This is a genomic window from uncultured Propionibacterium sp., assembly GCF_963539965.1.
In the GTDB taxonomy this organism is placed as follows: Bacteria; Actinomycetota; Actinomycetes; order Propionibacteriales; family Propionibacteriaceae; genus Propionibacterium.
Genome location: NZ_CAUTOU010000005.1, coordinates 1 through 20,479 on the forward strand (window position 1 = coordinate 1; position 20,479 = coordinate 20,479).

The following is a 20,479-nucleotide window of genomic DNA, read 5'->3' on the forward strand; positions in this document are numbered from 1 at the left end:
CGCGGGCCAGGGAGTCGGCCCGCCCGGCCAGGGAGCGGGCGCGTTCCTGAGCGGTGCGCAGCGCCAGGCGGGCATCCGTCTCGTCCTGACGGGCCAGCCGGGCCGCGATGGCCAGTTCGTCGCGCCCGGCCGGATCGGGTTCGGTCAGGTCGGCCTCGTCGGTGGCGCGGGCCAGGCGCTCCTCGAGGACCGCCAGCTCCCGCTGCGCGGCCTCGCGGCCGGCGGCCGTCCGCTCGATCGTGGCGGCCAGCCGCTCCGCCTCGGCGCGGGCGCTCCGGGCGTCCTGGCCGGCCTGGGAGATCTGCTCGGCGAGGGCCGACATGGACGCGTCGGACTCGTTGAGCCGGGCGAGCTTCTCGTCGGCGTCCCGCTCGGCCCGGGCCAGCGCCTCGTCGGCGCGCGAGGCGGCGAAACGAACCCGTTCGGCCTCGTGACGGGCGTCCTCGAGTTCGGCGCGGGCCGCGGTGACGGCCGCCTGCAACTCGATGAGGCTCTTGCCCGAGCCGGAGCCGCCGGAGGCGAACCAGCTGCTCAGCCGCTCGCCCGAACGGGTGACGGCCTGCAGCCGGGGCTGGTCCTGGATGACGGCCCGAGCCGCGGCGAGATCCTCGACGGCCACGACATCGGCCAGCAGCCGGCGCAGGGAGGCCTTCACCGGGGGCTCGGCGGTGATGAGCTCGTCGAGGTAGCGCGCTCCCCCGCCGGGGGCGGGTCGATCCGGCCCGGTGCCGGGGGCCCCGGCGACCAGCAGCGACGCGGCGCCGAGATCCTCCGCGTCCAGCAGGGCCAGGGCCTGCTGGGCGGCGGCCACGCCGGCGACGGCCAGCGACTCGGCGGCGGGGCCCAGAGCGGCGGCCAGGGCGGCCTCCCAACCGGGTTCGACGGCGACCAGCTCGGCCAGGGGGCCGAGGACATCCAGCCCGTCGCGGCCGGCGAGCGCGGCGGCGCCGTCCTTGCGCTCGAGCCCCAGTTCGAGGGCGTCGATGCGGGCGCTCAGTGCGGCGGTCCGCTGGTCGATCCTGACCTGCTCGGCCTCGCAGCGCCCGACCTGCGCGCGGGCGGCCTCGACCCCGCCGCTCGCCTCTTCGTAGGCGGCGTCCAGATCGGACTCGCCCCGCCCCAGACCGGTGATCCGGGCCTCCAGGGCCACGTACTGGCGGTCCGCCGCGGCGACGCGCTCGAGCGCCTCGTCACGGCGGGCGGTCAGCCGATCGGTCTCCTCGCCACCCGCCTCAAGGCGGGAGCGCAGCGAGCCGACCCGGCCGCCCAGCCGCGCCAGCCCCTCGCGGCGGTCCGCGATGGCGCGCAGCCCGGCCGCGTACTTCCTCTCGGCCGCGGCGTGCTCGTTCTCGAGGCGCTCGCGTTGCGCGCCGGTCTCGTCGAGTCTGGCCTGCGCGGCCTCGATCTCGGTGCGCAGCCCGGCCTCCTGCTCGCGGACCTGCGCGGCCTCGATCTCGAGCTCGTCGGGATCGCGGCCGCTCGGGCCGGGCCGGCCATCGGTCCGGTGGCGCATGCGTTCGGCGCTGACCGAGATCACGGTGGAGACGCGCTCGCGCAGCGTCGAGGCGGCGTACCACAGCTCCTGGGCCCTCGTCAGCGCCGGTTGGGCGGCCGCCGCCCCGGCCTCGGCCCGGGCCCGGACGCGGCGTGCGGCGTCCAGGCGCTCCTGGGCGCGCGCCTTCTGCTCCTCGCGGGCGGCGGCCGAGGCCATCTCGGACTCGAGGGCCAGCGTGGCGGCGGTCAGGTCGTCCGCCATGAGACGGGCCCTGGCGTCGCGCAGCTCGGCCTGGACGACGGCCGCCTTGCGGGCCACGGCGGCCTGGCGGCCGAGCGGCTTGAGCTGGCGGCGGATCTCGGAGATCAGATCGTTCAGACGGTCGAGGTTGGCCGCGGTGGAGTCGAGCTTGCGAACCGCCTTCTCCCTGCGGCGGCGATGCTTGAGGACGCCGGCCGCCTCTTCGATGAACCCGCGGCGCATCTCGGGGGTGGCCTGCAGGATCTGGTCGAGCTGGCCCTGGCCGACGATGACGTGCATCTCGCGGCCCATGCCGGTATCGGACAGCAGTTCCTGCACGTCGAGCAGGCGGGCCGTCTGGCCGTTGATCGCGTACTCCGAACCGCCGGCGCGGAACAGGGTGCGCGAGATCGTCACCTCCGTGTAATCGATGGGCAGCACGCCATCGGTGTTGTCGATCGTCAGCGTGACCTCGGCGCGGCCGAGCGGGGCGCGGCCGGCGGTGCCGGCGAAGATCACGTCGTCCATCTTGCCGCCGCGCAGGTGCTTGGCGCCCTGCTCGCCCATGACCCACGCCAGGGAGTCGACGATATTGGACTTGCCCGAGCCGTTGGGCCCGACGATGGCCGTAATGCCCGGTTCGAAGGCGAGGGTGGTGGCCGAGGCGAAGGACTTGAAGCCCTTCAGCGTGAGCGACTTCAGGTACATGCCGCCACGCTCTCCTCGCCCACCGCGCCGGCGGCCGCGCTCACACGCGCTCCCGCTGGACCTCGTCCCGGCTCAGCGGGTCGACGGCGCCCGCCTCGTCCGGCTTCCTGCCGCGGAAGGTCCACAGCTTGTTGACGATGAAGTTGATCGGCATGGTGACCAGGATCGACAGTGCGTGCGCGACGTACTCGGGCGAATGGCAGGCATCCTCGAGCTGGGCGGGGATGCTGCCGCCGTGGCGCCAGGCCCAGGCGTCGAACCAGTCGCCGTGCAGGGTGATGGCATTGCCGGGACTCAGCATCAGGGCCTTGAGGACCATGCCGATGAGGGCGGCGATGGCGCCGATCGCCAGGAACTGCCAGAAGCCCCTCCACCAGCCGCGCTGGGTGCCGCGGAAGGTCCAACTGCGGTTGAGCTGGTAGTTGTAGGTGTTCGCGACGAGGAAGGACACGACCCACACCAGTGAGCTGAAGCGGAAGTTGAAGTCCGTGCCGGGAATCGGGAACAGGATCTGGGTGGCATTGGCCGAGCCGTCGTGCAGTTTGTTCATGACGACGGCGACGGCCATGTTGACGACCACGCCCGAGCCGCCGACGACGACGAAACGGACGAACTGGCTCAGCAGCCGGCCCCACCGGCCGCCCCTGGTCTGCTCGCTCATGGTTGATCAACCTACTCCCCCGTTGCCCCGCCTGCGGCCGCGGACGCTCCCCCGACCCCGGACGCGGGGCTCTTGGGGAGGCGCTGGCAACGGGGGCAGCGATAACTCGAACGATTCATGAAGGCCTCGCGGACGATCGGCGTGCCGCACCGCGGGCAGGGCTTCCCGGCCCGGCCGTAGGCTGCCAGCTCACGATCGAAGTAGCCGCTGCTGCCGTTGACGTGGACGTACAGCTGGTCGAAGCTCGTGCCGCCGACGGCCAGGGCCTCGGCCATCACCCGCCGGGCGGCGCGCAGCACCGCGCGGGCCCGGCGGGTGCTGAGCAGCTGCGTCGGAGTGCCGCAGTGGCAGCGGGCGCGCCACAGGGACTCGTCCGCGTAGATGTTGCCGATGCCGGAGACGACCCTCTGGTCGAGGAGGACGCGTTTCACGGTGGAGCGCTTGGACTGCATGGCCCGGGCGACACCGGGCACGTCGAAGCGCTCGTCGAAGGGGTCGAGCGCGATATGGGCGATCTCGGCCGGCAGCCGTGCACCGCCCGGGCTGAACGAGAGCCCTCCGAAGAGGCGCTGATCGATGAACCGCACCTGGGACCCGTCGTCCAGGTCGAGCAGGATGCGGGTGTTGCGCGCCAACGGGTCGCCGGGCGCGTCGATGCGGAACTGCCCGCTCATGCCGAGGTGGGCCAGGATGGCGTCGCCCCCGCTGGTGGGGAACCACAGGTACTTGCCGCGGCGGGCGGGACGGGTCAGCTCGAGGCCGGTCAGGCGCTGCGCGAAGTCGGCGGCACCACCCTCGTGGCGGCGCACCGCGCGCTCGTCGAGGACGTCGACGCGGGTGACGCGGCGGCCGGTCAGGAAGGGCTCGAGGCCCGCCCGGACGATCTCCACCTCGGGTAGCTCGGGCATCAGTCCTGGTCGGCCCCGGCCCGTCGGCGATCGCAATCGCGCTTGAGCGCCTTGAAGGCGTACTCGGCGGCGCGCTGCTCGGCCTGCTTCTTGTTGTGGCCCTTGCCGGCGTTGAACCGGCGGCCGGCCGCCACGGCGGTGGCGACGAAGTGCTTGTCGTGATCGGGACCGAACTCCTCGATCTCGTACTCGGGGGGCTCGGCGCCCAACCAGGCGCACATCTCCTGCAGGGAGGTCTTCCAGTCGAGTCCGGCGCCGGTCCGTACGGCCCGGTCGACCAGCGGGTCGAAGATGTGGTGCACGAACAGGGCCGCGCCCGCCGGTTCGGTGAGATATATGGCGCCGATGAGCGCCTCGGTCGTATCGGCCAGGATGCTGGTCTTGTCGCGCCCGCCGGTCGTCAGTTCGCCGTGGCCGAGTTTGATCAACCGGCCTATGGCCAGGGCGCGCGCCACCTCGCCGAGGCTCACCGCACTCACCACGGAGGCACGGACCTTGGCCAGACGACCCTCGGGGAAGTCGGGGAACGCCCGGTACAAGTAATCGGTGACGTTGATGCCGAGCACGGAGTCGCCCAGGAACTCCAACCGCTCGTTGTGGGGGATCTGCCCGTTCTCGTACGCGTAGGAGCGGTGCGTCAGCGCAAGCTCAAGGAGCTCGGCGTCCAACTGGATGCCGAGCTCCTTGATCAACGCGATGAATGGATTCGGGGACTCACTCGAACTCACGGGTGTTCAGGCTTCCCACCACCGTCCGGGCGTTCCCACCGGTCCCGTACTGGTGGCACCTCGGGCACGCGGTGTGGGGCAGGTGCTGGGCACGGCACGCGGGATTCGGGCAGGTCACCAGTGTCACCGGCGCAGCCTTCCACTGCGAGCGGCGCGACCGCGTATTGCTGCGGGACATCTTCCGCTTCGGGACAGCCACGTTAGTTCTCCTCGATCATGGTCACTTGGACACGCCCGGCACAGGCACGCGACGTGCCAATATACCCCGTGACGCGGCCAGCGTCTAATCCCCGCCGTCGCCGCCGAATCCGGCGAGCCCGCTCCACCGCGGGTCGATGTCGTCCTCGTGCGCGTGCCCGGGGTTCTCGTTCAGATTGGCGCCGCACCTGGGGCACAGGCCCTTGCAGTCGGGACGGCACAGCGGGCTGAACGGGAGCTCCAGGACGACGGCCGCGCGGACGGCGGGCTCGAGGTCGAGCAGATCGTCCTCGAGGAAGAACTCGTCGTCGGCGGCCTCGCGGCCGGGGTAGTTGTAGAGCTCGGTGATCTGGTAGACGCCTTCGTCGGTGACGGGCTCCAGGCAACGGGAGCACTCCCCGGCCAGCGGCGCCTGCACGGTGCCGACGACCAGTACGCCCTCGACGACGGACTCGAGGTTCAGATCGAGCCGCATCGGGGCGCCCTCGGGCACGCCGATGACCTCGATGCCCAGGTCCGCGGGAGCCTCGACGACGTCGTGGAGCTCCTTCAGCGCACCGGCCTGGCGCGCCAGCTCGTGCGTGTCGATGACGAGTGGGTCACGGGCGTCCAGATGGGTACTCACCCCGCCAGCCTATGGCCCCGGGCCAACCGGTCCGGGCCGGTCCGGACCGCCTTGCCGGGCAGGATCCCGGGAAGGGGTTCTCGCCGAAGCGATCCGCCCGGCCGCGCTGCGGGGCGGCCATCAGTAACCGATCTTCCTCCTGACGGCCGCGTAGACGGTGGGTGGCACGAAGGGGCTGATGTCCCCGTGGTTGGCGGCCACCTCGCGCAGCATCGAGCTGGAGATGGTGCCGTACTCGTGACCGGCCGGCAGGAGCACGGTCTCGATGCCCGAGAGCATGCGGTTGAGCTGGCTCATCTGCAGCTCGTAGTCGAAGTCGGAGCCGAAGCGCACGCCCTTGACGACGACGGAGACGCCGCGGTCGCGGCAGAAGTCGACGAGCAGGGCGTCGATGGGTTCGACGTCCACGCCGGGCATGTCCGCGACGGCGGCGCGCACGAGGGCCAGACGCTCGTCCGGGTCGAACAGGTAGTTCTTGGTGGTGTTGCGGCCCACGGCCACCACCACCTGGCTGAAGACGCCGCGGGCGCGCGCGATGATGTCGAGGTGGCCTCGGGTGATCGGATCGAAGGATCCGGGGACGACGGCGCGCACCGGTTCGGACATCGGGCTCACCTTCTCACGGGCCGGCAGAAGTACAGGGCCGTCTCACCGTAGCCCCGCCGGTCGCTCAGCTCGAATCCGTCCGGCCATGCCGGTTCGGGGTCGCGTCCGGAGCGCTCGACGACGAGCATGCCGTCGCCGGCCAGGAAACCGCCGTCGGCGGCCGCCTGGAGCAGCCCCGTCAGCTCGTCGTTGGGCAGGGCGTAGGGCGGATCGGCGACGATGACGTCGAAGGTGACCGGCGCCGGGCCGGCGAGGAAGGCCGCGGCGTCGCGCACGTGCAGCCGGGCGTGCAGACCGGTCGAGGAGATGTTGCGGCGGATGACACCGGCGGCCCTGCGGTCGCGCTCCACCAGATGGACGGGGCCCGCTCCCCTGCTCGCGGCCTCCAGGCCCATGGCGCCGGAGCCGGCGAAGACGTCGAGCACGGCGAGGCCCCCGCACTGGGCCTCGACGGGCTCGTCGGCGCTCCCGTTCCAGGCGGCCAGCGCGCTGAACAGGGCCTCCCGGACCCTGTCGGCGGTGGGGCGTGTCAGTCCCCCGCCGAGGGCCGCCAGCCTGGCGCCGCGTGCGCTGCCCGCAATGATTCTGCCCACAGCTCAAGGTTAGCGATCGGTCATTCGCGGACTGGTTCCCCGAAGCGCCGCTGGACGTTTCTGGGGTTAGATGGGCCCATGGTTGACACTACGAATCCTGTTTCCGAGATCCCCGAGGGGAGCGCCTGGGGCTACCTCGCCAGCGTCGACGTGGGACGCATCGCGGTGACCTCCGGCGATTCGCCCGAGATCTACCCGGTGAACTTCTGCCTCGACGGCGAGAGCATCGTCTTCCGCAGCGCCTCCGGGAGCAAGCTCGAGACGCTCGCTCTCAACTCTCGCGTCGCCTTCGAGGCCGACTCCTGGGCCGACGAGGGCGGCTGGAGCGTGCTGGTGCGCGGCACCGCCACGCTGGTCGAGGACGCCGACGAGCTGGCTCGCGTGGCGAAGGCCCCGCTGCGCACCTGGGTGCCCACCGTGAAGAAGAACTGGGTACGCGTGGTCCCCTCGCAGATCACCGCCCGTCGCTTCGCCTTCGGCCCCGAGCCTCGGGCCTGAGGCACGGGCAGGGTACGGGACGCCCGCCGGTGCGGTCTCGCCGACCCACTCCTGGACCGGCGGGACGGCCCGCATCGCGGAGCCGGGCCGGTGCACGGGGCCGGATCAGTCGCGTTCGAGCCACTCGTCGGCGCTGAGCAGCCGGCCCCGGCGGATCATGTCGGCCGGGCCGTCGGGCAGTTCCCCGGCCGGCACCCGGGCGAGCGCGTCGGCGACGGTGCGGGCCCGCACGATGACGTCGGCGTCGTCGAGCACGCGCAGCAGGCGCAGGGAGCTGCGCCCGCCGGACTGCTCGGCGCCGAGCACATCGCCCTCGCGGCGCTGGGCCAGGTCGAGTTCCGCCAGGGCGAAGCCGTCGCGGGTGGAGGCCACGTCGCGCAGGCGCTGGGCCGCTGGCGTACGCGGGTCGACGGCGCTGACGAGCAGGCAGACGCCGGGGAAGGCGCCGCGGCCGATGCGGCCGCGCAGCTGGTGCAGCTGGCTGACGCCGAGGCGATCGGCGTCGAGGACGACCATGGTGCTGGCATTGGGCACGTCGAGCCCCACCTCGATGATGGTTGTGGACACGAGCACGTCGAGTTCGCCGCGGGTGAAGGCCGCCATCGTGGCGGACTTGGTCTCGGCGCCCTGGCGCCCGTGGAGAAGACCCAGACGCAGGCCGGCCAGCTCGCCCGCGGCGAGCCCGGCGTACGTCTCCTCGGCCCCGGCGGTCTCCGAATCGCCCCCGGTACCGCCGGGGCGGGGGCCCTCATCGGAACCGCCGATGCGCGGGCAGACGACGAAGCCCTGTCGTCCCGCCCGGACCTCCTCGCGCAGGCGGGCCCAGACGCGGACCATCCAGCTCGGGTGCTCGGCGGTGAGGACCGCCGTGGTCTGCACATCGGCGCGACCGTCGGGCAGGGCCCGCAGCGTGGAGACCGCGAGGTCGCCGAACACCGTCATGGCGACCGAGCGCGGGATGGGCGTCGCCGTCAGCACGAGCTCGTGCGGGCGCAGCCGCCCGCCCGCGGTGAGCCTGGCCCGCTGCTCGACGCCGAAGCGGTGCTGTTCGTCGATGACGACGAGGCCCAGCCCGGCGAAGCGGATGCCCTCGCCCAGCAGGGCGTGGGTGCCGATGACGACACCGGCCCGGCCCGAGGCGATCTCGTCGAGGACCGCCCTGCGGCGGGCGGGAGGCATCGAACCGGTGAGCAGCTCGACGCCGGTGGAATGCTCGGGGGCCCCGAGAGTGCCACCGGCGGCCAGCTCCCCCATGAGTGAACGAATGGTGGCGGCGTGCTGGGCGGCGAGCACCTCGGTGGGCGCCAGCATGACGGCCTGACGGCCGGAGTCGACCACAGCGAGCATCGCGCGCAGGGCGACGATCGTCTTGCCCGAGCCGACCTCGCCCTGCAGCAGGCGCTGCATGGGCCGCTCGGAGGCCATGTCGGCCAGGATCTCAGCGCTGACCTCCTGCTGGCCGCCGGTGAGCCGGAAGGACAGGCGGGCGTCGAAGGCCGCCAGCAGGCCATCGGGGCGCACCGCAATGGCGGCCGCGGCCTGCGAGGCGGCCTCGCGGCGACGGTAGGCCATGGTGAGCTGCAGGCCGAGGGCCTCGTCGAACTTGAGGCGGCGCATGCCGGAGGCGACGTCCTGCCCGTCGCGGGGCTGGTGGACCATCGTGAAAGCCTCGAGCAGCCCGGGCAGCTCCTCGCCGGAGCGGATCTGCTCGGGCAGGGGGTCGTCGATGCCGGCGAGGGCGTCGAGCCCCATGGCGACGCACTCGGCGATCTGCCAGGTCGGCAGGGCGGCGCGCGCCGGATAGATGCCGATGACCTCGCCGCGGCTGACGACCTGGGCCATCTGCGCCTTCTTCTCGTCGGCGGCGCCGACGATGCGCCCGTCGTCGTCGAGCATGACGAAATCCGGGTGGTTCATCTGGAGCTCGCCGCGGAATTCGCCGATCTTGCCGACGAAGATGCCCCTGGAGCCCATCGAGAGCTGACGGCGCCAGTACTCGACGAGATGCTTCTTGCCGAAGAAGATGAGCTTGAGCCGGCCGTGCCCGTCGGTGAGCCCCGCCTCGAGGCGCCAGCGGCGGGGATCGCCCTTGACCGGCTGGGAGCTGGTGGAGGCCACCTCGGCCAGAACGGCGGCTCGCTCCCCCGGCAGGAGCGCCCGCAGATCGCTGCGCTGGGTGCCGTGGAGGTAGTGGCGCGGCGTGTAGTGCATGAGATCGTCGAGTGTGTGCACGCCGACGGCGCCGAAGGCCCTGGCGGTCTTCGGGCCGAGCATCCCCGCCAGCGGTTCGGACAGACGCCGGTACGCCTGCGTGCGGAACGGGCTCGCGACCCGTCCGGTGAGGGGGGCGCGTCCCGGTGATCTCGTTCTTCCAGCCACGCACCGAGCCTAGTGGGGCCCACCGACGATTCCCGGCGGGAGGGCCCGCCGGCTGCGGCGTGTCTCAGTGCAGGGCGAGCCCCTGCTCGTGGAGGATCTCGAGCAGGGGCGAGGTGGCCCACGGCCCCTTGCCGAGGACGGTCGCGATCTGGTCGCTGAACGAGTCGACGCGGCGGTTCGTGTCGCGAAGGTCGTAGTACTCCTGCACCGTCTCGTCGAACTCGGCCAGTTCGCCGAGGCGCCCCTCGACGGCCGGATAGGCGTCGGTGCCGAAACTCAGGGCCCGTGGCATGCGCGGTTTGAACTGCGGGCGCTCGGCCGGGTGGCCGACGAGCAGGCCCACCAGGGGGAAGGTACGGCTGGGCAGTCCGAGGGCCCTGATGACGCGGCGCGGGTCACCGAGCAACGCGCCGAGATAGCGGGTGCCGAGCCCCAGCGACTCGGCGGCCACCACCATGTTCTGCGCCCCGATGAGGACGTCCTCGCAGCCCTGCAGGAAGAGACTGACGCGCTCCAGGGGTTCGGGGTCCGCGCCGGCCCTGGCGCGGATCACGGCGTTGCGGTGCAGATCGACGACGAAGACGAACAGTTCGCCATGGATCCGCTCCGGATCGGGGTAACCGCACGAGGCGAACATCTCAGCCCGCAGCCGCGGGGCGACGACGTGGATGATCGTCGACTGCTGCTGGAAGTTCGACGTGGCGGCATGACGCGCGACGTCGACCAAGGTCTCGACGAGATCCGCCCCGAGCGGCTCGCCGGAGAATCTGCGGATCGTGCGGTGGGCGAGCTGGGTGGTGATCGTCTCATTCGCCACCGCCGCGGTGGGAGCGGTGCTGAGCGCCTCCGAGGGCGCGTCGACGGGTCGCGGACCGGGTTCGGCTGGCATGTGGCCCCTCCTTCTGCGGACCATGCCACTCTAGGACCGGGGACGGCCCCGGGCGCGGGAAATCCGCGCACCGAACACAGGTGGACGGGCCCTGCTCGGCTCAGCGGGTGACCTTGCCGGCCTTCAGGCAGGAAACGCAGACGTTCATGCGCTTCGGCGTGCCGTCGACGACGGCGTGGACGCGCTGGATGTTCGGATTCCAGCGGCGGTTCGTCTTCTTCTTCGACCACGGCACGTTGTGCCCGAAGCCGGGACCCTTGCCGCAGATCTCGCACACGGCAGCCATGGCGACTCCTTGACCTCTTCTTGGACAGCAGTGAACAGCGCCCGGCAGGGCGCAACCTGGAAAGCGTATCCCGGCCGGCCCGCCGACCCCAAATCCCCGACCGGCGCGCCTCGCGCCTCAGACCGCGATGACGACGGGGACGATCATCGGGCGGCGCCGATAGGTGCTCGACACCCACTGGCCGACCGTGCGGCGGACCACCTGCTGGAGGCGGTGCTCGTCGTCCACGCCCTCGTCGAGCGCCCCGGCCAGCGCCTGCGAGATCTTCTTCGTGACGTCGTCGAAGATCGTCGGGTCCTCGAGGAAGCCGCGGGCCGAGACATCGGGCCCGGCGATGACCTCGCCCTCGCGCAGGTCGACGGCGGCGACGATCGAGATGAAGCCCTCCTCCCCGAGGATGCGCCGGTCCGTCAGGCTCGACTCCGAGACGTCGCCGACGGTCGAGCCGTCCACGAAGATGTACGAGGCGTCGACGCGGCCGACCAGCCCGGCGGCGCCGTCGCGCAGGTCGACGACATCGCCGTCGCGGGCGACGATGGCCCGATCGCGCGGTACGCCGGTGGCGATGGCCAGTTCGGCGTTGGCGACCAGATGGCGCTCCTCGCCGTGCACCGGCATCGCGTTGCCGGGTTTGACGATGTTGTACAGGTAAAGCAGCTCGCCGGAGGCCGAGTGGCCCGAGACGTGCACGAAGGCGTTGCCGCGGTGGACGACCCTGGCGCCCAGGCGGGTCAGGCCATTGACGACGCGGTAGACGGAGTTCTCGTTGCCCGGGATGAGCGAGCTGGCGAACAGGACCGTGTCCCCGGGGCCGATGCCGATGACCGGATGGTCGCGGTTGGCGATGCGGCTCAGGGCGGCCAGCGGTTCGCCCTGGGAGCCGGTGCAGATCACCACGACCCGGTCGTCGGGGTGGTCGGCGAGCTGGGACGGCTCGATGAGGATGTCGCCGGGCACGTGCAGATAGCCCAGGTCGCGGGCCACGGACATGTTGCGCACCATGGAGCGGCCGATGTAGCAGACCTTGCGGCCGTGCCTGGCAGCCAGGTCGAGCACCTCCTGGACGCGGTGGACGTGCGAGGCGAAGCAGGCCACGACGAGCTTGCGCCGGGCCTCCGCGAAGACGCGCTCAAGGTTCGGCAGGATGTCGCGCTCGAGCGGGGTGAAGCCCCTGACCTCGGCGTTCGTCGAGTCGGCCAGGAGCAGGTCGATGCCCTCCTCGCCGGCGCGGGCGAAGCCGCGCAGATCGGTGATGCGCCCGTCCAGCGGCAACTGGTCCATCTTGAAGTCGCCGGTGTGCAGGACCGAGCCGGCGGGCGTGCGGATGACCACGGCCAGGGCGTCGGGGATCGAGTGGGTGACGGCGAAGAACTCCATGGCGAACTCGCCGAGCTCGATCTTCTCGCCCTCCGTGACGGTGCGCAGCACGCACTCGCGCAGGCGGTGCTCGCGCAGCTTGGCCTCGACGAGGGCCAGGGTCAGGCGGCTGCCGTAGACGGGGATGTCCCGGCGCTGGCGCAGCAGATAGGGCACGCCGCCGATGTGGTCCTCATGGCCGTGGGTGAGCACCAGGCCCACCACGTCGTCGAGGCGATCGGCCAGGTAGTCCAGCCCCGGCAGGATCAGGTCGACCCCGGGCTGGCTCTCCTCCGGGAAGAGCACGCCGCAGTCGATGATGAGGATCCTCCCGTCGAGCTCGAAGCAGGTCATGTTGCGCCCCACGTCGCCGAGGCCCCCGAGCGGGATGACGCGCAGGGTATTGGGCCTCAGTCGGGGAGGGGTCTTCAAACCATCGTGTGCCACGGGGCACAAGCCTAGCGGCCCGGACCCGACGCGCCGCGCCGCCGGTGCCGGGGCCGTAGGCTTTGGTGCGTGAGCGAGTACCAGCGCAGCGCGCCCGAACCGGGTTTCGTGCGCCTGGCCATGGCGGACGAGGCGGAGCGGATCGCCGAGCTTCAGGCGGGGGCCTGGGCGCGGGCCGGCCTGGGCGCTCAACTTCCGGACCTGGCAACGGCGGCCACCAGCTGGCTGACCGCGATCGCCGCACCCCCGCTGGCGGCCTGCCGAGTGCTCGTCGCGACGGCCGGGGACCGCCGGACGGTGACCGGTTTCGCCGCCATCGGCCCGAGCGAGGACCCCGATGCAGCCCGCACGGACGCGATCGTCGGCGAGTTCGTCATCGGGCGCACCGGGCGTGGCCACGGCTCGCGGTTGCTCAACGCCGTCGTCGGCACGATGGCCGCCGACGGTTTCGAGCGCGCCACCTGGTGGGTGCCCACCACCGCCGACGGGCTGCGCGCCTTCCTGTCCGGCTGCGGCTGGGCGCCCGACGGGGCGCACCGCGAGATCGGCACCGAGGACGGCACGGCGACGCTGCGCCAGGTGCGTCTGCACACCGCCATCGGGTGAGCGCGCCGGCCCGATCCCCGGCCGTCATCGCGTGCTCCGGTCCCGCCCTGACGACGCTCGGCGAGGACGCCGCCCGGCGGATCACGCGCTTCTACGCGCCGGTCATCGCGGGCACCGCGTTCACCATGGGCCCGACACGGACCGTCGCGCTGTCCGGTCTCGGGCGCCCGCTGTTCCCGCACTGCACGGCGATCGTCTCGACTCGTTTTTCCGGGCAGCGGGCTCACGATCCGCGCGGCCCCGGCCCCGATCAGGCGCCCGTCGGCACCGGCGGGGCGCGCCGCCGTCGGCTGATCCCGGCCGGAAGACCGGAAGAAGGGGGGCGCACCCGGTCGGGTGCGCCCCCCTCCGGCGTACCACGGGTACCGGGCGGTCAGCCGGGGACGCGTCCCAGCGTCCTGACGATCTGATCGTGGATGGCCCGCTCGGCCGCCCTGAGCGCCTCGCGGTGGAAGCCGTGACCCGCGCCGGGGACCCTCGTCAGGCGGGCCCTCGAGTAGTAGCCGACGGCGCGTTCGGAGTAGGCGATCGGGACGACCTCGTCCTGGTCCCCGTGGATGATGAGTACCTCGCCGTCGTATCCGGCCAGGTCCCTGGCGGGGTCGAGGCCCCAGGCGTCCACGTAGTAGCGCCGCCCGACCGGCACGCCGAACAGCTCGGGCTCGTCGGGCACCTCGTCCGGGCTCGCGTACCGTCCGTGGGCGTCGTCGGGGATGACCAGGGCCGGGTAGAGCATGACCAGCCCGCGCACCGAACGCGGATGCCGGGCCGCGACGATGCCCGAGACGTACCCGCCCTGGCTGGCGCCGACGAGGAAGAGCTCGTCCGGGTCGAGGGCCGGCTGGGTGCGGATCCCCGCGAGCACCGCCTCGAGATCGGCCGTCTGGGTGAGCACCGACTGGTCGTGCAGATCGCCGTCGCTGCGGCTGTGGCGGCTCCCGCCGCAGAAGTCGTACAGATAGCAGGCCACCCCCCTGCCGGCGAGGAAGCGCGCACAATGCCGGTAGCGCATGCCAGTGGCGCCGAAGTCGTGGCTGATGATGACCACCGGGAACGGACCGCCGGCGGCGGGCTGGTGCAGCTCGCCGTAGATGCGCAGGCCGTCGCGTTCGAAGCGGAGCTCCCGTACGCGCTCTCCGGCCCCACTCACCTGACCGGCTCCGCGCCGTCGAGGATGCCGTCGACGAGAGCCTCGACGCGGATGTCTGCGATGCCTTGGCAGGGCAACGGCGAGCGGGCCGCCGGACGGTCGAAGCCGACGTCGCGGTATTGGGGGATGGTCGGCCCGGGGCCGACCCCGCCGGCCGGAGCGAGCTCGTTCACGGCAAACCTCCTGCCGTCAGCGTGCCACCGCGCCGCGCGCCGGGCAAGGCAGCCCGTCACGAGGCTCGGAGGCGCGGGTGGGCATGCCGCTCGGGCTCGTCCCGATCACGCCGGACCGGCACCGCTCTCATGGCGGCCGTCGGCGGGCTCCGCGACCGTTGCGACCAGCTGGTGGCCGACCTGTTCGGCATGACCCGCCCAGAGCTCGAGGCCCTGCTGCGGCGGGTCCACGAACGGCCGGGCGACGGCCCGTGACGATCAGCCGGAGCCGCGGTCGACGTCGTCGTCGATCTCCCGGACGACACGGGCCGGCACCCCGGCCACGATGACGTTGTCGGGCACGTCCCTGGTGACGACGGCCCCCGCAGCGACGACCACATTGGAACCGATCACGACGCCCGGCATTACAGCCGCGTTGGCGCCCACCCAGACGTCATCGCCGATGATGACAGGCTCGCCCCTGGCCAGCTTGGCGCGGCGGCCGGCGGGGGACAGCGGGTGGCCCACCGTGGAGATCGTCGTACCGGGGCCGATCATGCAGTGGTCGCCGATGCGCACCGGCATGATGTCGAGGATCGTCACATTGTAATTCGTGAGGAAGGCCTCGCCGACGTGGATGTTCTTGCCGTTGTCGCAGCGGAATCCCGGTTGCAGGTAGACGTGCTCGCCGGTGGAGCCGAGCAGGCGCTTGGCGACAGCCTCCTGGGCCTCGAAGTCCGAGACGTCCACCTGCTCCAGCTCCTGGCACAGGCGCAGCGCGTTCTCCTTGCGAGCGGCCACACCGGTGTCCAGAAAATGGTAGTCCAAACCGGCATCGAGCTTCTCGAGCTCGCTCATCGCCTGCTCCCGGCTCACGGCGCGTCCGTCATCAGGCATTCTTGACTTCCGCCCAGTCGGCCTCGAACCTGGCCAGCCCCTGCTCGGTGAGCGGGTGACTGAGGCAGTTCTTCAGCGCGCCGAACGGCACGGTGGCGATGTCGGCCCCCATGAGGGCGGCCTGCGTGACGTGGTGGGGGCTGCGGATCGAGGCGGCGATGATCTCGACCTCGTGGCCGTAGTCGTAGTTGTGGACCGCGCGGACGATGTCCTCGAGGCCGGCGATGCCGTCGTAGCCGATGTCGTCGATGCGGCCGATGAAGGGGCTGACGAAGCGGGCTCCGGCGCGGGCGGCGAGCAGTGCCTGCGGAGCGCTGAAGATGAGCGTCATGTTGACCTTGACGCCCTCGGCCGCCAGTGCATGGGTCGCGGCCAGCGACTGGCTGCCGATCGGCAGCTTGACGACGACGTTCGGGGCTAGGGCGGCCAGGCGCCTGCCGTCGGCGATCATCTCCTGCGTGGTCATGGCGGTGGACTCGGCCGATACCGGCAGGCCCTCGCAGACCGTGGCGATCTTGACCATGTGGTCCTCGAAGTCAGCCAGGCCGCCCCCCGTTCTGGCGTACAGGCTCGGATTCGTGGTGACGCCGGCCAGGCAGCCCCAGCTGGCGGCCTCGCTGATCTCGCCGAGGTCCGCGGTGTCGATGAAGAACTTCATACGGCTTCCTTCCCACCTGCGGGGACGACTCCGCAGGCACTGGTTCGGTGCGCTCGGGCGATCCTCCGCAGCGAGTGCGAGGAATTGTAGCCGCGGCCGCCCGGCGATGTTCGATCAGGATGATCAGACCGCGGTGCAGCCGCCGTCGACCGGAGCCCCCGCGTCGTTGACGTAGCCGGAGGCCGGGGTGGCGCCGAGCCGGCAACCGCCGCCTGGCGCGCAGCGGGGGCACGATGGCATCGGCGCGGCCGGAAGCCGTTGCGAGGAGCGCCCTCGACCCGGTTGACGGGGCCCGGCGGAGGAACCGGCGGTGGATGGGGCGGGGACCGGAAGACGACCATGAATCCGGTCATTTAAATTGCATATGCGGATGCCATGTGGATATGTTCTTCCGATATGCGGACCTGATGGTGGATCCGCGTCGTTTTTACATGATTGGATCTGCAATGACGACATCCACGCACTCGATCGGGCGTGCAGGCAGGCTGGCCGCGACGGGCCTGCTGGCCGCCAGCCTGGCGCTGACCGGTTGCAGCGGCGGGGGCACGACGGTCCCGGCCTCCGCCAGCACCGCTGCGAGCACCCGCGTCGTCCACGACGAGATCGGCGACGTCACCGTCAAGACGGAGTCGACGCGCATCGCCACCACGGCTCCGGCGTACACGACATCCGTGCTGCTGCTGGGCGGGGCCGACAAGCTCGTCGCGCTGGAGGAGAACTACGGGAAGAACGAGTGGATCAAGGAGAAGTACCCGCAGCTGGCCGATCTGCCGGTGGTCTTCAGCTCCAACCAGACGAACATGGAGGAGCTCATCGACCAGAAGCCCGACCTGGTGATCTACGCCTCCCGTTACGGGACGGACACACTGGCCCAGCTGCAGGACCTCGGCATCGCAGCGGTGTCCTCGCGGGCCGGCAGCAAGGATTCGGGTTACGACCATCTCGACCTGGTGCGCGACAACCAGGCCTATCTGGGTGAGGTGATCGGCGGCGAGCAGGCCACCAGGGCGGGGAACTACGCCGACGAATTCGACGCGATCCGCTCCTCGATCCAGGAGAGGGCCTCCGGCCTGGCCGACGACCAGCGGCCCACCGTCGTGCAGGTCTCCGAGACGAGCGGCTCGCTGGAGGTCAACAACGGTTCGGCCATCGGCCAGGAACTCATCACCCTGGCCGGCGGCGTGAACGCTGCCGCCGATGCGAGCGGTGAGAGCGCCGGCCCGAGCGGCCAGACGAAGATCGATCCCGAGCAGCTCATCGCCTGGAATCCGCAGATCCTCATCGTCGACTCGCAGGCCATGGCCGACGACCTGCGCGGCGATTCCACCTACGCCTCGTTGCGGGCCGTGCAGGGGAACAGGATCTATGTCGTGCCCAATGGCGCCATGGCCTGGGCCTACAACGGCCCCGAGGAGTACCTCGCGATGCAGTTCTTCGCCAAGGCGATCCATCCCGAGCTGTTCGAGGACGTCGATCTGGCCCAGGCCACGAAGGACTTCTACGGCTCGTACTTCGGCTTCGAGGTGAGCGATCAGGATCTGGCGTACCTGTTCAAGCTCTCGGACGGGCAGACCGTCGCCGATGTCTTCACGCGCTGACGCCGCCCTGCCGGGCGCTCCGGCCGGGCGGGCGGGGTCCTCGGGCGAACGGCACCGGAACCGCCTGCCGTTCGGCGCGGTCCTGGGGATCTGCCTGGGCGTGCTCACGGCCTCGATCGTGCTGTCGTTCTTCATCGGCCGCTTCCAGGTCGCCCCGGGCGACGCGCTGCGGATCATGGCCGCCAGAGTGGCGCCGGTCGTGCGGACCTGGGACCCACTCGAGGAGCAGGTCGTCTGGGACATCCGCTGGCCACGGATCCTCATGGCGGTGCTGGTCGGCTCGGCGCTGTCGTGCTCGGGGGCCACTTACCAGGGCGTCTTCCGCAACCCGCTGGTCTCGCCCGACATCCTGGGCGTGACGGCGGCCGCCTCGTTCGGCGCGGCGGTCGGGATCGTACTCGCAGATCCCTACTCCCCCGCGGTCCAGGTGCTGGCCTTCTGCTGCGGCGCGGCCGGTGTCGGCACGGCCTATCTGCTGGCCCGGGTGCGCGGGACGGTCCCCAATGTCATGCTCATCCTGGCGGGCGTCGTCGTCTCGTCCGTCTTCAACGCGGGCGTCTCGGTGATGAAGTACCTCGCCGACCCGCAGGATGAGCTGCCGGCCATCACCTTCTGGCTGATGGGCTCGCTGGCCGGGATGCGCTGGGCGAATCTGGCCTTCGCCGCACCGATCATCCTCCTCGGCGGCGCGGTCCTGTGGGTGTTCAGCTGGCGTCTCAACCTGCTCACGATGGGCGACGAGGAGGCCCGTTCGCTGGGGGTGGACACCGCCCGCCTCAAGACGATCGCCGTGCTGTGCGCCACGGCGATGACGGCCACCGCCGTCTCCCAGTGCGGTGCGATCGGCTGGATCGGCCTTGTCATGCCGCACATGGCGCGCATGCTCGTCGGGCCGGACCATCGCAGGCTGCTACCGACCGCGGCGGTGCTGGGCGGGGCCTTCCTGCTGCTCATCGACAACCTGACGCGCACCGCGGCGGCCGCGGCGCTCCCGCTGTCGATCCCCACCGCATTCATCGGCGCCCCATTCTTCGCCCTCCTGCTGCGCCGCACCCGCCAGGAGTGGGCCCAGTGACGGCCCCGGTCCTGCGCGCCGAGCACCTCGCCTTCTCGTACGCACCGGGCGTACCGGTGCTGCGCGACGTCAGCCTCCGGGTGGATTCGGGCCAGGTCCTGCTCATCCTGGGCGCGAACGGCTGCGGCAAATCGACGCTCATGCGCGTCCTGCTCGGGCAGGTCAGGCACTCGGCCGGAAGCGTCGAGCTGAGTGGGGACGAGGTCTCCCGGTTGTCGCCCCTGGAGATCTCCCGACGGGTCGCCATGGTCTTCCAGGAGCACCACGCGCCCTTCCCCTTCAGCGTCATGGACGTCGTCCTCATGGGACGCGCTCCCCATCTGCGTGCGCTCGGCGCGCCGACGAGGACGGACCGCGAGATATGCCGGCAGGCGCTGGCCGATGCCGGCATCCCGCACCTGGAGCGGGGGACTTACACGGAGCTGTCCGGCGGCGAGCGCCAGATGGTGCTCATCGCCCGTTCACTGGCTCAGCAGGCACCGCTGGTCATGATGGATGAGCCGACGAGCCATCTGGACTACCGCAATGCGGCGACCGTGCTGCGCACCGCGCACCGCCTTGCCGCAGAGCAGGACAAGGCCGTCGTCATGATCACCCACGCCCCCGACCAGGCCCTCCTCATCGACTCGACGACGGCGCTCATGAAGAACGGTCGCTTCCTGGCCTGCGGGCCGAGCGAGCAGGTGCTCACCGCCGGGAACCTGCGCGCCGCCTACGACATGGACATCCGGGTGATGACGGCCCGCGACGAGGACGGTACGGCGTACCGCGTCTGCCGTCCGGTGCTCTAGGGCCCGGGTCGCCCGTTGCTCACGACCGCTCGTCATCACGATCCCCACGATCCCAGCCGCCGACCATCAGCAGGACGGCGCCGAGGACCGACAGCAGCCCCAGATCACCTTCGTCCTCCTGTGCGGGTCCAGGTCCCCGCCCTCGGAGATCGTACCGAGGACGAACGTCGCCGAGTCGGCCGAGGTCACGAAGGAGGAGATGATGAGCACCACGGAGAGGACCGAGAGGGGGACTGGGCGAGCGTGCCGAACAGCACGCTCCCGGTCGGCGGGGAGGCCAGGTCGGCCCCGCCGATCTGCGCCCCGGTGGAGAGGGTTCCGAACGTCGCGAACCAGATGCAGCTGAAGACCGTTGATCTGCACCGCCCCCATGCCGAGGCCCGTCCCGACGACCGTCGCGAAGATCGTGATCGCGTCGACGACACTCCCCGCCACGCCGTTCGTCCTGTCCCCGAACAGGGGTTTGAGGGTCACCGAGACGAGCGTCCTCTCCCTCTTCCGGAAGCGGAAGCAGGCCAGGGCGGCCGGCGCACGGACCAGCGGACGTCCGTTTCCCGGTGGGCGGCACGCAGGTGAACCGCACGGTCATCGCCGCGGCGCTGCGCCCCTGGCAGAGCGTGCTGAGCACCGATTCAGGACACATCGCCCAGCACGAGGCGGGAACCGTCGAACACACCGGCCACAAGGTCGAGACCGTGCCGGGTCTCGACGGCAGGCCGAGTGGCCCGGGTCGAACGAGCCGCCCTGGGCTTCGGGCGGAGCACCGTGGCCGGGCGCATCACCCGGCCGGGGACGGCCTTCCCCCAGCCCACCGGGCTCGGCACGCTCCACTCGGGGGAAGAGCCGGCCGCGATCGCGCGAACCGCCCACGATCACGGCATGCACCTGTTCGTCGACGGGGCCCGCCCGGCCCATGATCTCGGTCCGCCAGGCAA

General features: G+C 71.4%; 23 protein-coding genes. 6 read left to right on the top strand and 17 right to left on the bottom strand.

All coding sequences use genetic code 11. From position 1 onward, the window contains the following. The 8 genes from R2N01_RS02255 to rsmD form a co-directional block, all read right to left on the bottom strand. On the bottom strand, window positions 1-2,443 hold a 2,443-nt coding region (locus R2N01_RS02255), incomplete at its 3' end, for an AAA family ATPase (RefSeq protein ID WP_316668034.1). Between the two features lie 40 nt (window positions 2,444-2,483). Then, complete coding sequence (locus R2N01_RS02260) at window positions 2,484-3,104, bottom strand: GtrA family protein (protein WP_316668036.1); 621 nt, start codon at window positions 3,102-3,104, stop codon at window positions 2,484-2,486. Between the two features lie 11 nt (window positions 3,105-3,115). Continuing rightward, entirely contained in the window at window positions 3,116-4,012 is an 897-nt protein-coding gene (gene mutM, locus R2N01_RS02265) for a bifunctional DNA-formamidopyrimidine glycosylase/DNA-(apurinic or apyrimidinic site) lyase (protein WP_316668038.1), read from the bottom strand. Further along, window positions 4,012-4,740, bottom strand: coding sequence for a ribonuclease III (gene rnc, locus R2N01_RS02270; RefSeq protein ID WP_316668040.1), 729 nt, complete (start codon window positions 4,738-4,740; stop codon window positions 4,012-4,014). The genes mutM and rnc overlap by 1 nt, the downstream gene beginning before the upstream one ends. Beyond that, on the bottom strand, window positions 4,727-4,939 hold the full coding sequence (rpmF, locus tag R2N01_RS02275; RefSeq protein WP_316668043.1) for a 50S ribosomal protein L32: 213 nt from the start codon (window positions 4,937-4,939) through the stop codon (window positions 4,727-4,729). Before rpmF ends, rnc begins: the two co-directional genes overlap by 14 nt. An 84-nt stretch (window positions 4,940-5,023) precedes the next feature. Then, window positions 5,024-5,563: a YceD family protein gene (locus tag R2N01_RS02280; protein ID WP_316668045.1), complete on the bottom strand. Its 540-nt coding sequence runs from the start codon at window positions 5,561-5,563 to the stop codon at window positions 5,024-5,026. Window positions 5,564-5,683: 120 nt separating this feature from the next. Beyond that, window positions 5,684-6,157 (bottom strand): pantetheine-phosphate adenylyltransferase, encoded by a 474-nt coding sequence (gene coaD / locus R2N01_RS02285; protein WP_316668148.1) that lies wholly within the window; start codon window positions 6,155-6,157, stop codon window positions 5,684-5,686. Between the two features lie 17 nt (window positions 6,158-6,174). After that, window positions 6,175-6,762, bottom strand: coding sequence for a 16S rRNA (guanine(966)-N(2))-methyltransferase RsmD (rsmD, locus tag R2N01_RS02290; RefSeq protein ID WP_316668047.1), 588 nt, complete (start codon window positions 6,760-6,762; stop codon window positions 6,175-6,177). A gap of 78 nt (window positions 6,763-6,840) precedes the next feature. Between rsmD and R2N01_RS02295 the strand changes: the two genes are divergently transcribed. Then, window positions 6,841-7,260: a pyridoxamine 5'-phosphate oxidase family protein gene (locus R2N01_RS02295; RefSeq protein ID WP_316668049.1), complete on the top strand. Its 420-nt coding sequence runs from the start codon at window positions 6,841-6,843 to the stop codon at window positions 7,258-7,260. A gap of 105 nt (window positions 7,261-7,365) precedes the next feature. On the opposite strand, the gene R2N01_RS02300 is transcribed toward R2N01_RS02295, so the two are convergent. The 4 genes from R2N01_RS02300 to R2N01_RS02315 form a co-directional block, all read right to left on the bottom strand. Further along, window positions 7,366-9,534, bottom strand: coding sequence for an ATP-dependent DNA helicase RecG (locus R2N01_RS02300; RefSeq protein WP_399553220.1), 2,169 nt, complete (start codon window positions 9,532-9,534; stop codon window positions 7,366-7,368). 169 nt (window positions 9,535-9,703) lie between these two features. After that, window positions 9,704-10,528: a nitroreductase family protein gene (locus R2N01_RS02305; RefSeq protein WP_316668052.1), complete on the bottom strand. Its 825-nt coding sequence runs from the start codon at window positions 10,526-10,528 to the stop codon at window positions 9,704-9,706. Between the two features lie 100 nt (window positions 10,529-10,628). Next, window positions 10,629-10,814, bottom strand: a complete 186-nt coding sequence (gene rpmB, locus R2N01_RS02310; protein ID WP_316668054.1) for a 50S ribosomal protein L28 — start codon at window positions 10,812-10,814, stop codon at window positions 10,629-10,631. 117 nt (window positions 10,815-10,931) lie between these two features. Continuing rightward, complete coding sequence (locus R2N01_RS02315; RefSeq protein ID WP_316668056.1) at window positions 10,932-12,617, bottom strand: ribonuclease J; 1,686 nt, start codon at window positions 12,615-12,617, stop codon at window positions 10,932-10,934. A gap of 69 nt (window positions 12,618-12,686) precedes the next feature. On the opposite strand from R2N01_RS02315, the gene R2N01_RS02320 reads away from it, so the two are divergent. Further along, complete coding sequence (locus R2N01_RS02320; protein WP_316668058.1) at window positions 12,687-13,223, top strand: GNAT family N-acetyltransferase; 537 nt, start codon at window positions 12,687-12,689, stop codon at window positions 13,221-13,223. A 373-nt stretch (window positions 13,224-13,596) separates the two neighbouring features. Here the strand turns inward: R2N01_RS02320 and R2N01_RS02325 are convergent, their stop codons facing one another. Both R2N01_RS02325 and R2N01_RS02330 read right to left on the bottom strand, forming a co-directional pair. After that, a complete protein-coding gene (locus R2N01_RS02325; RefSeq protein ID WP_316668060.1) occupies window positions 13,597-14,373 on the bottom strand; it encodes an alpha/beta fold hydrolase in 777 nt (258 codons plus the stop codon). Further along, window positions 14,370-14,546, bottom strand: a complete 177-nt coding sequence (locus tag R2N01_RS02330) for a hypothetical protein (protein ID WP_316668062.1) — start codon at window positions 14,544-14,546, stop codon at window positions 14,370-14,372. The genes R2N01_RS02325 and R2N01_RS02330 overlap by 4 nt, the downstream gene beginning before the upstream one ends. A 129-nt stretch (window positions 14,547-14,675) precedes the next feature. On the opposite strand from R2N01_RS02330, the gene R2N01_RS02335 reads away from it, so the two are divergent. Continuing rightward, the gene (locus R2N01_RS02335) at window positions 14,676-14,801 is read left to right on the top strand and encodes a hypothetical protein (protein WP_316668064.1); all 126 of its coding nucleotides are present in this window, start codon (window positions 14,676-14,678) and stop codon (window positions 14,799-14,801) included. Window positions 14,802-14,804: 3 nt separating this feature from the next. On the opposite strand, the gene R2N01_RS02340 is transcribed toward R2N01_RS02335, so the two are convergent. Further along, a complete protein-coding gene (locus tag R2N01_RS02340) occupies window positions 14,805-15,422 on the bottom strand; it encodes a sugar O-acetyltransferase (RefSeq protein WP_316668066.1) in 618 nt (205 codons plus the stop codon). Then, window positions 15,415-16,080: a transaldolase family protein gene (locus R2N01_RS02345; RefSeq protein ID WP_316668068.1), complete on the bottom strand. Its 666-nt coding sequence runs from the start codon at window positions 16,078-16,080 to the stop codon at window positions 15,415-15,417. Before R2N01_RS02345 ends, R2N01_RS02340 begins: the two co-directional genes overlap by 8 nt. A gap of 446 nt (window positions 16,081-16,526) precedes the next feature. Here R2N01_RS02345 and R2N01_RS02350 point away from each other — a divergent pair, with 446 nt between their 5' ends. Genes R2N01_RS02350 through R2N01_RS02360 form a run of 3 tightly spaced genes read left to right on the top strand, consistent with a single transcriptional unit; the run spans window position 16,527 to window position 19,544 of the window. Then, on the top strand, window positions 16,527-17,678 hold the full coding sequence (locus R2N01_RS02350) for an ABC transporter substrate-binding protein (RefSeq protein ID WP_316668070.1): 1,152 nt from the start codon (window positions 16,527-16,529) through the stop codon (window positions 17,676-17,678). Further along, the gene (locus R2N01_RS02355; RefSeq protein ID WP_316668072.1) at window positions 17,662-18,753 is read left to right on the top strand and encodes an iron ABC transporter permease; all 1,092 of its coding nucleotides are present in this window, start codon (window positions 17,662-17,664) and stop codon (window positions 18,751-18,753) included. Before R2N01_RS02350 ends, R2N01_RS02355 begins: the two co-directional genes overlap by 17 nt. Then, window positions 18,750-19,544, top strand: a complete 795-nt coding sequence (locus R2N01_RS02360) for an ABC transporter ATP-binding protein (RefSeq protein WP_316668073.1) — start codon at window positions 18,750-18,752, stop codon at window positions 19,542-19,544. Before R2N01_RS02355 ends, R2N01_RS02360 begins: the two co-directional genes overlap by 4 nt. A gap of 66 nt (window positions 19,545-19,610) precedes the next feature. Here R2N01_RS02360 and R2N01_RS02365 read toward each other — a convergent pair whose 3' ends face one another. Beyond that, the gene (locus tag R2N01_RS02365; RefSeq protein WP_316668150.1) at window positions 19,611-20,084 is read right to left on the bottom strand and encodes a BCCT family transporter; all 474 of its coding nucleotides are present in this window, start codon (window positions 20,082-20,084) and stop codon (window positions 19,611-19,613) included. Window positions 20,085-20,479 lie beyond the last annotated feature (395 nt).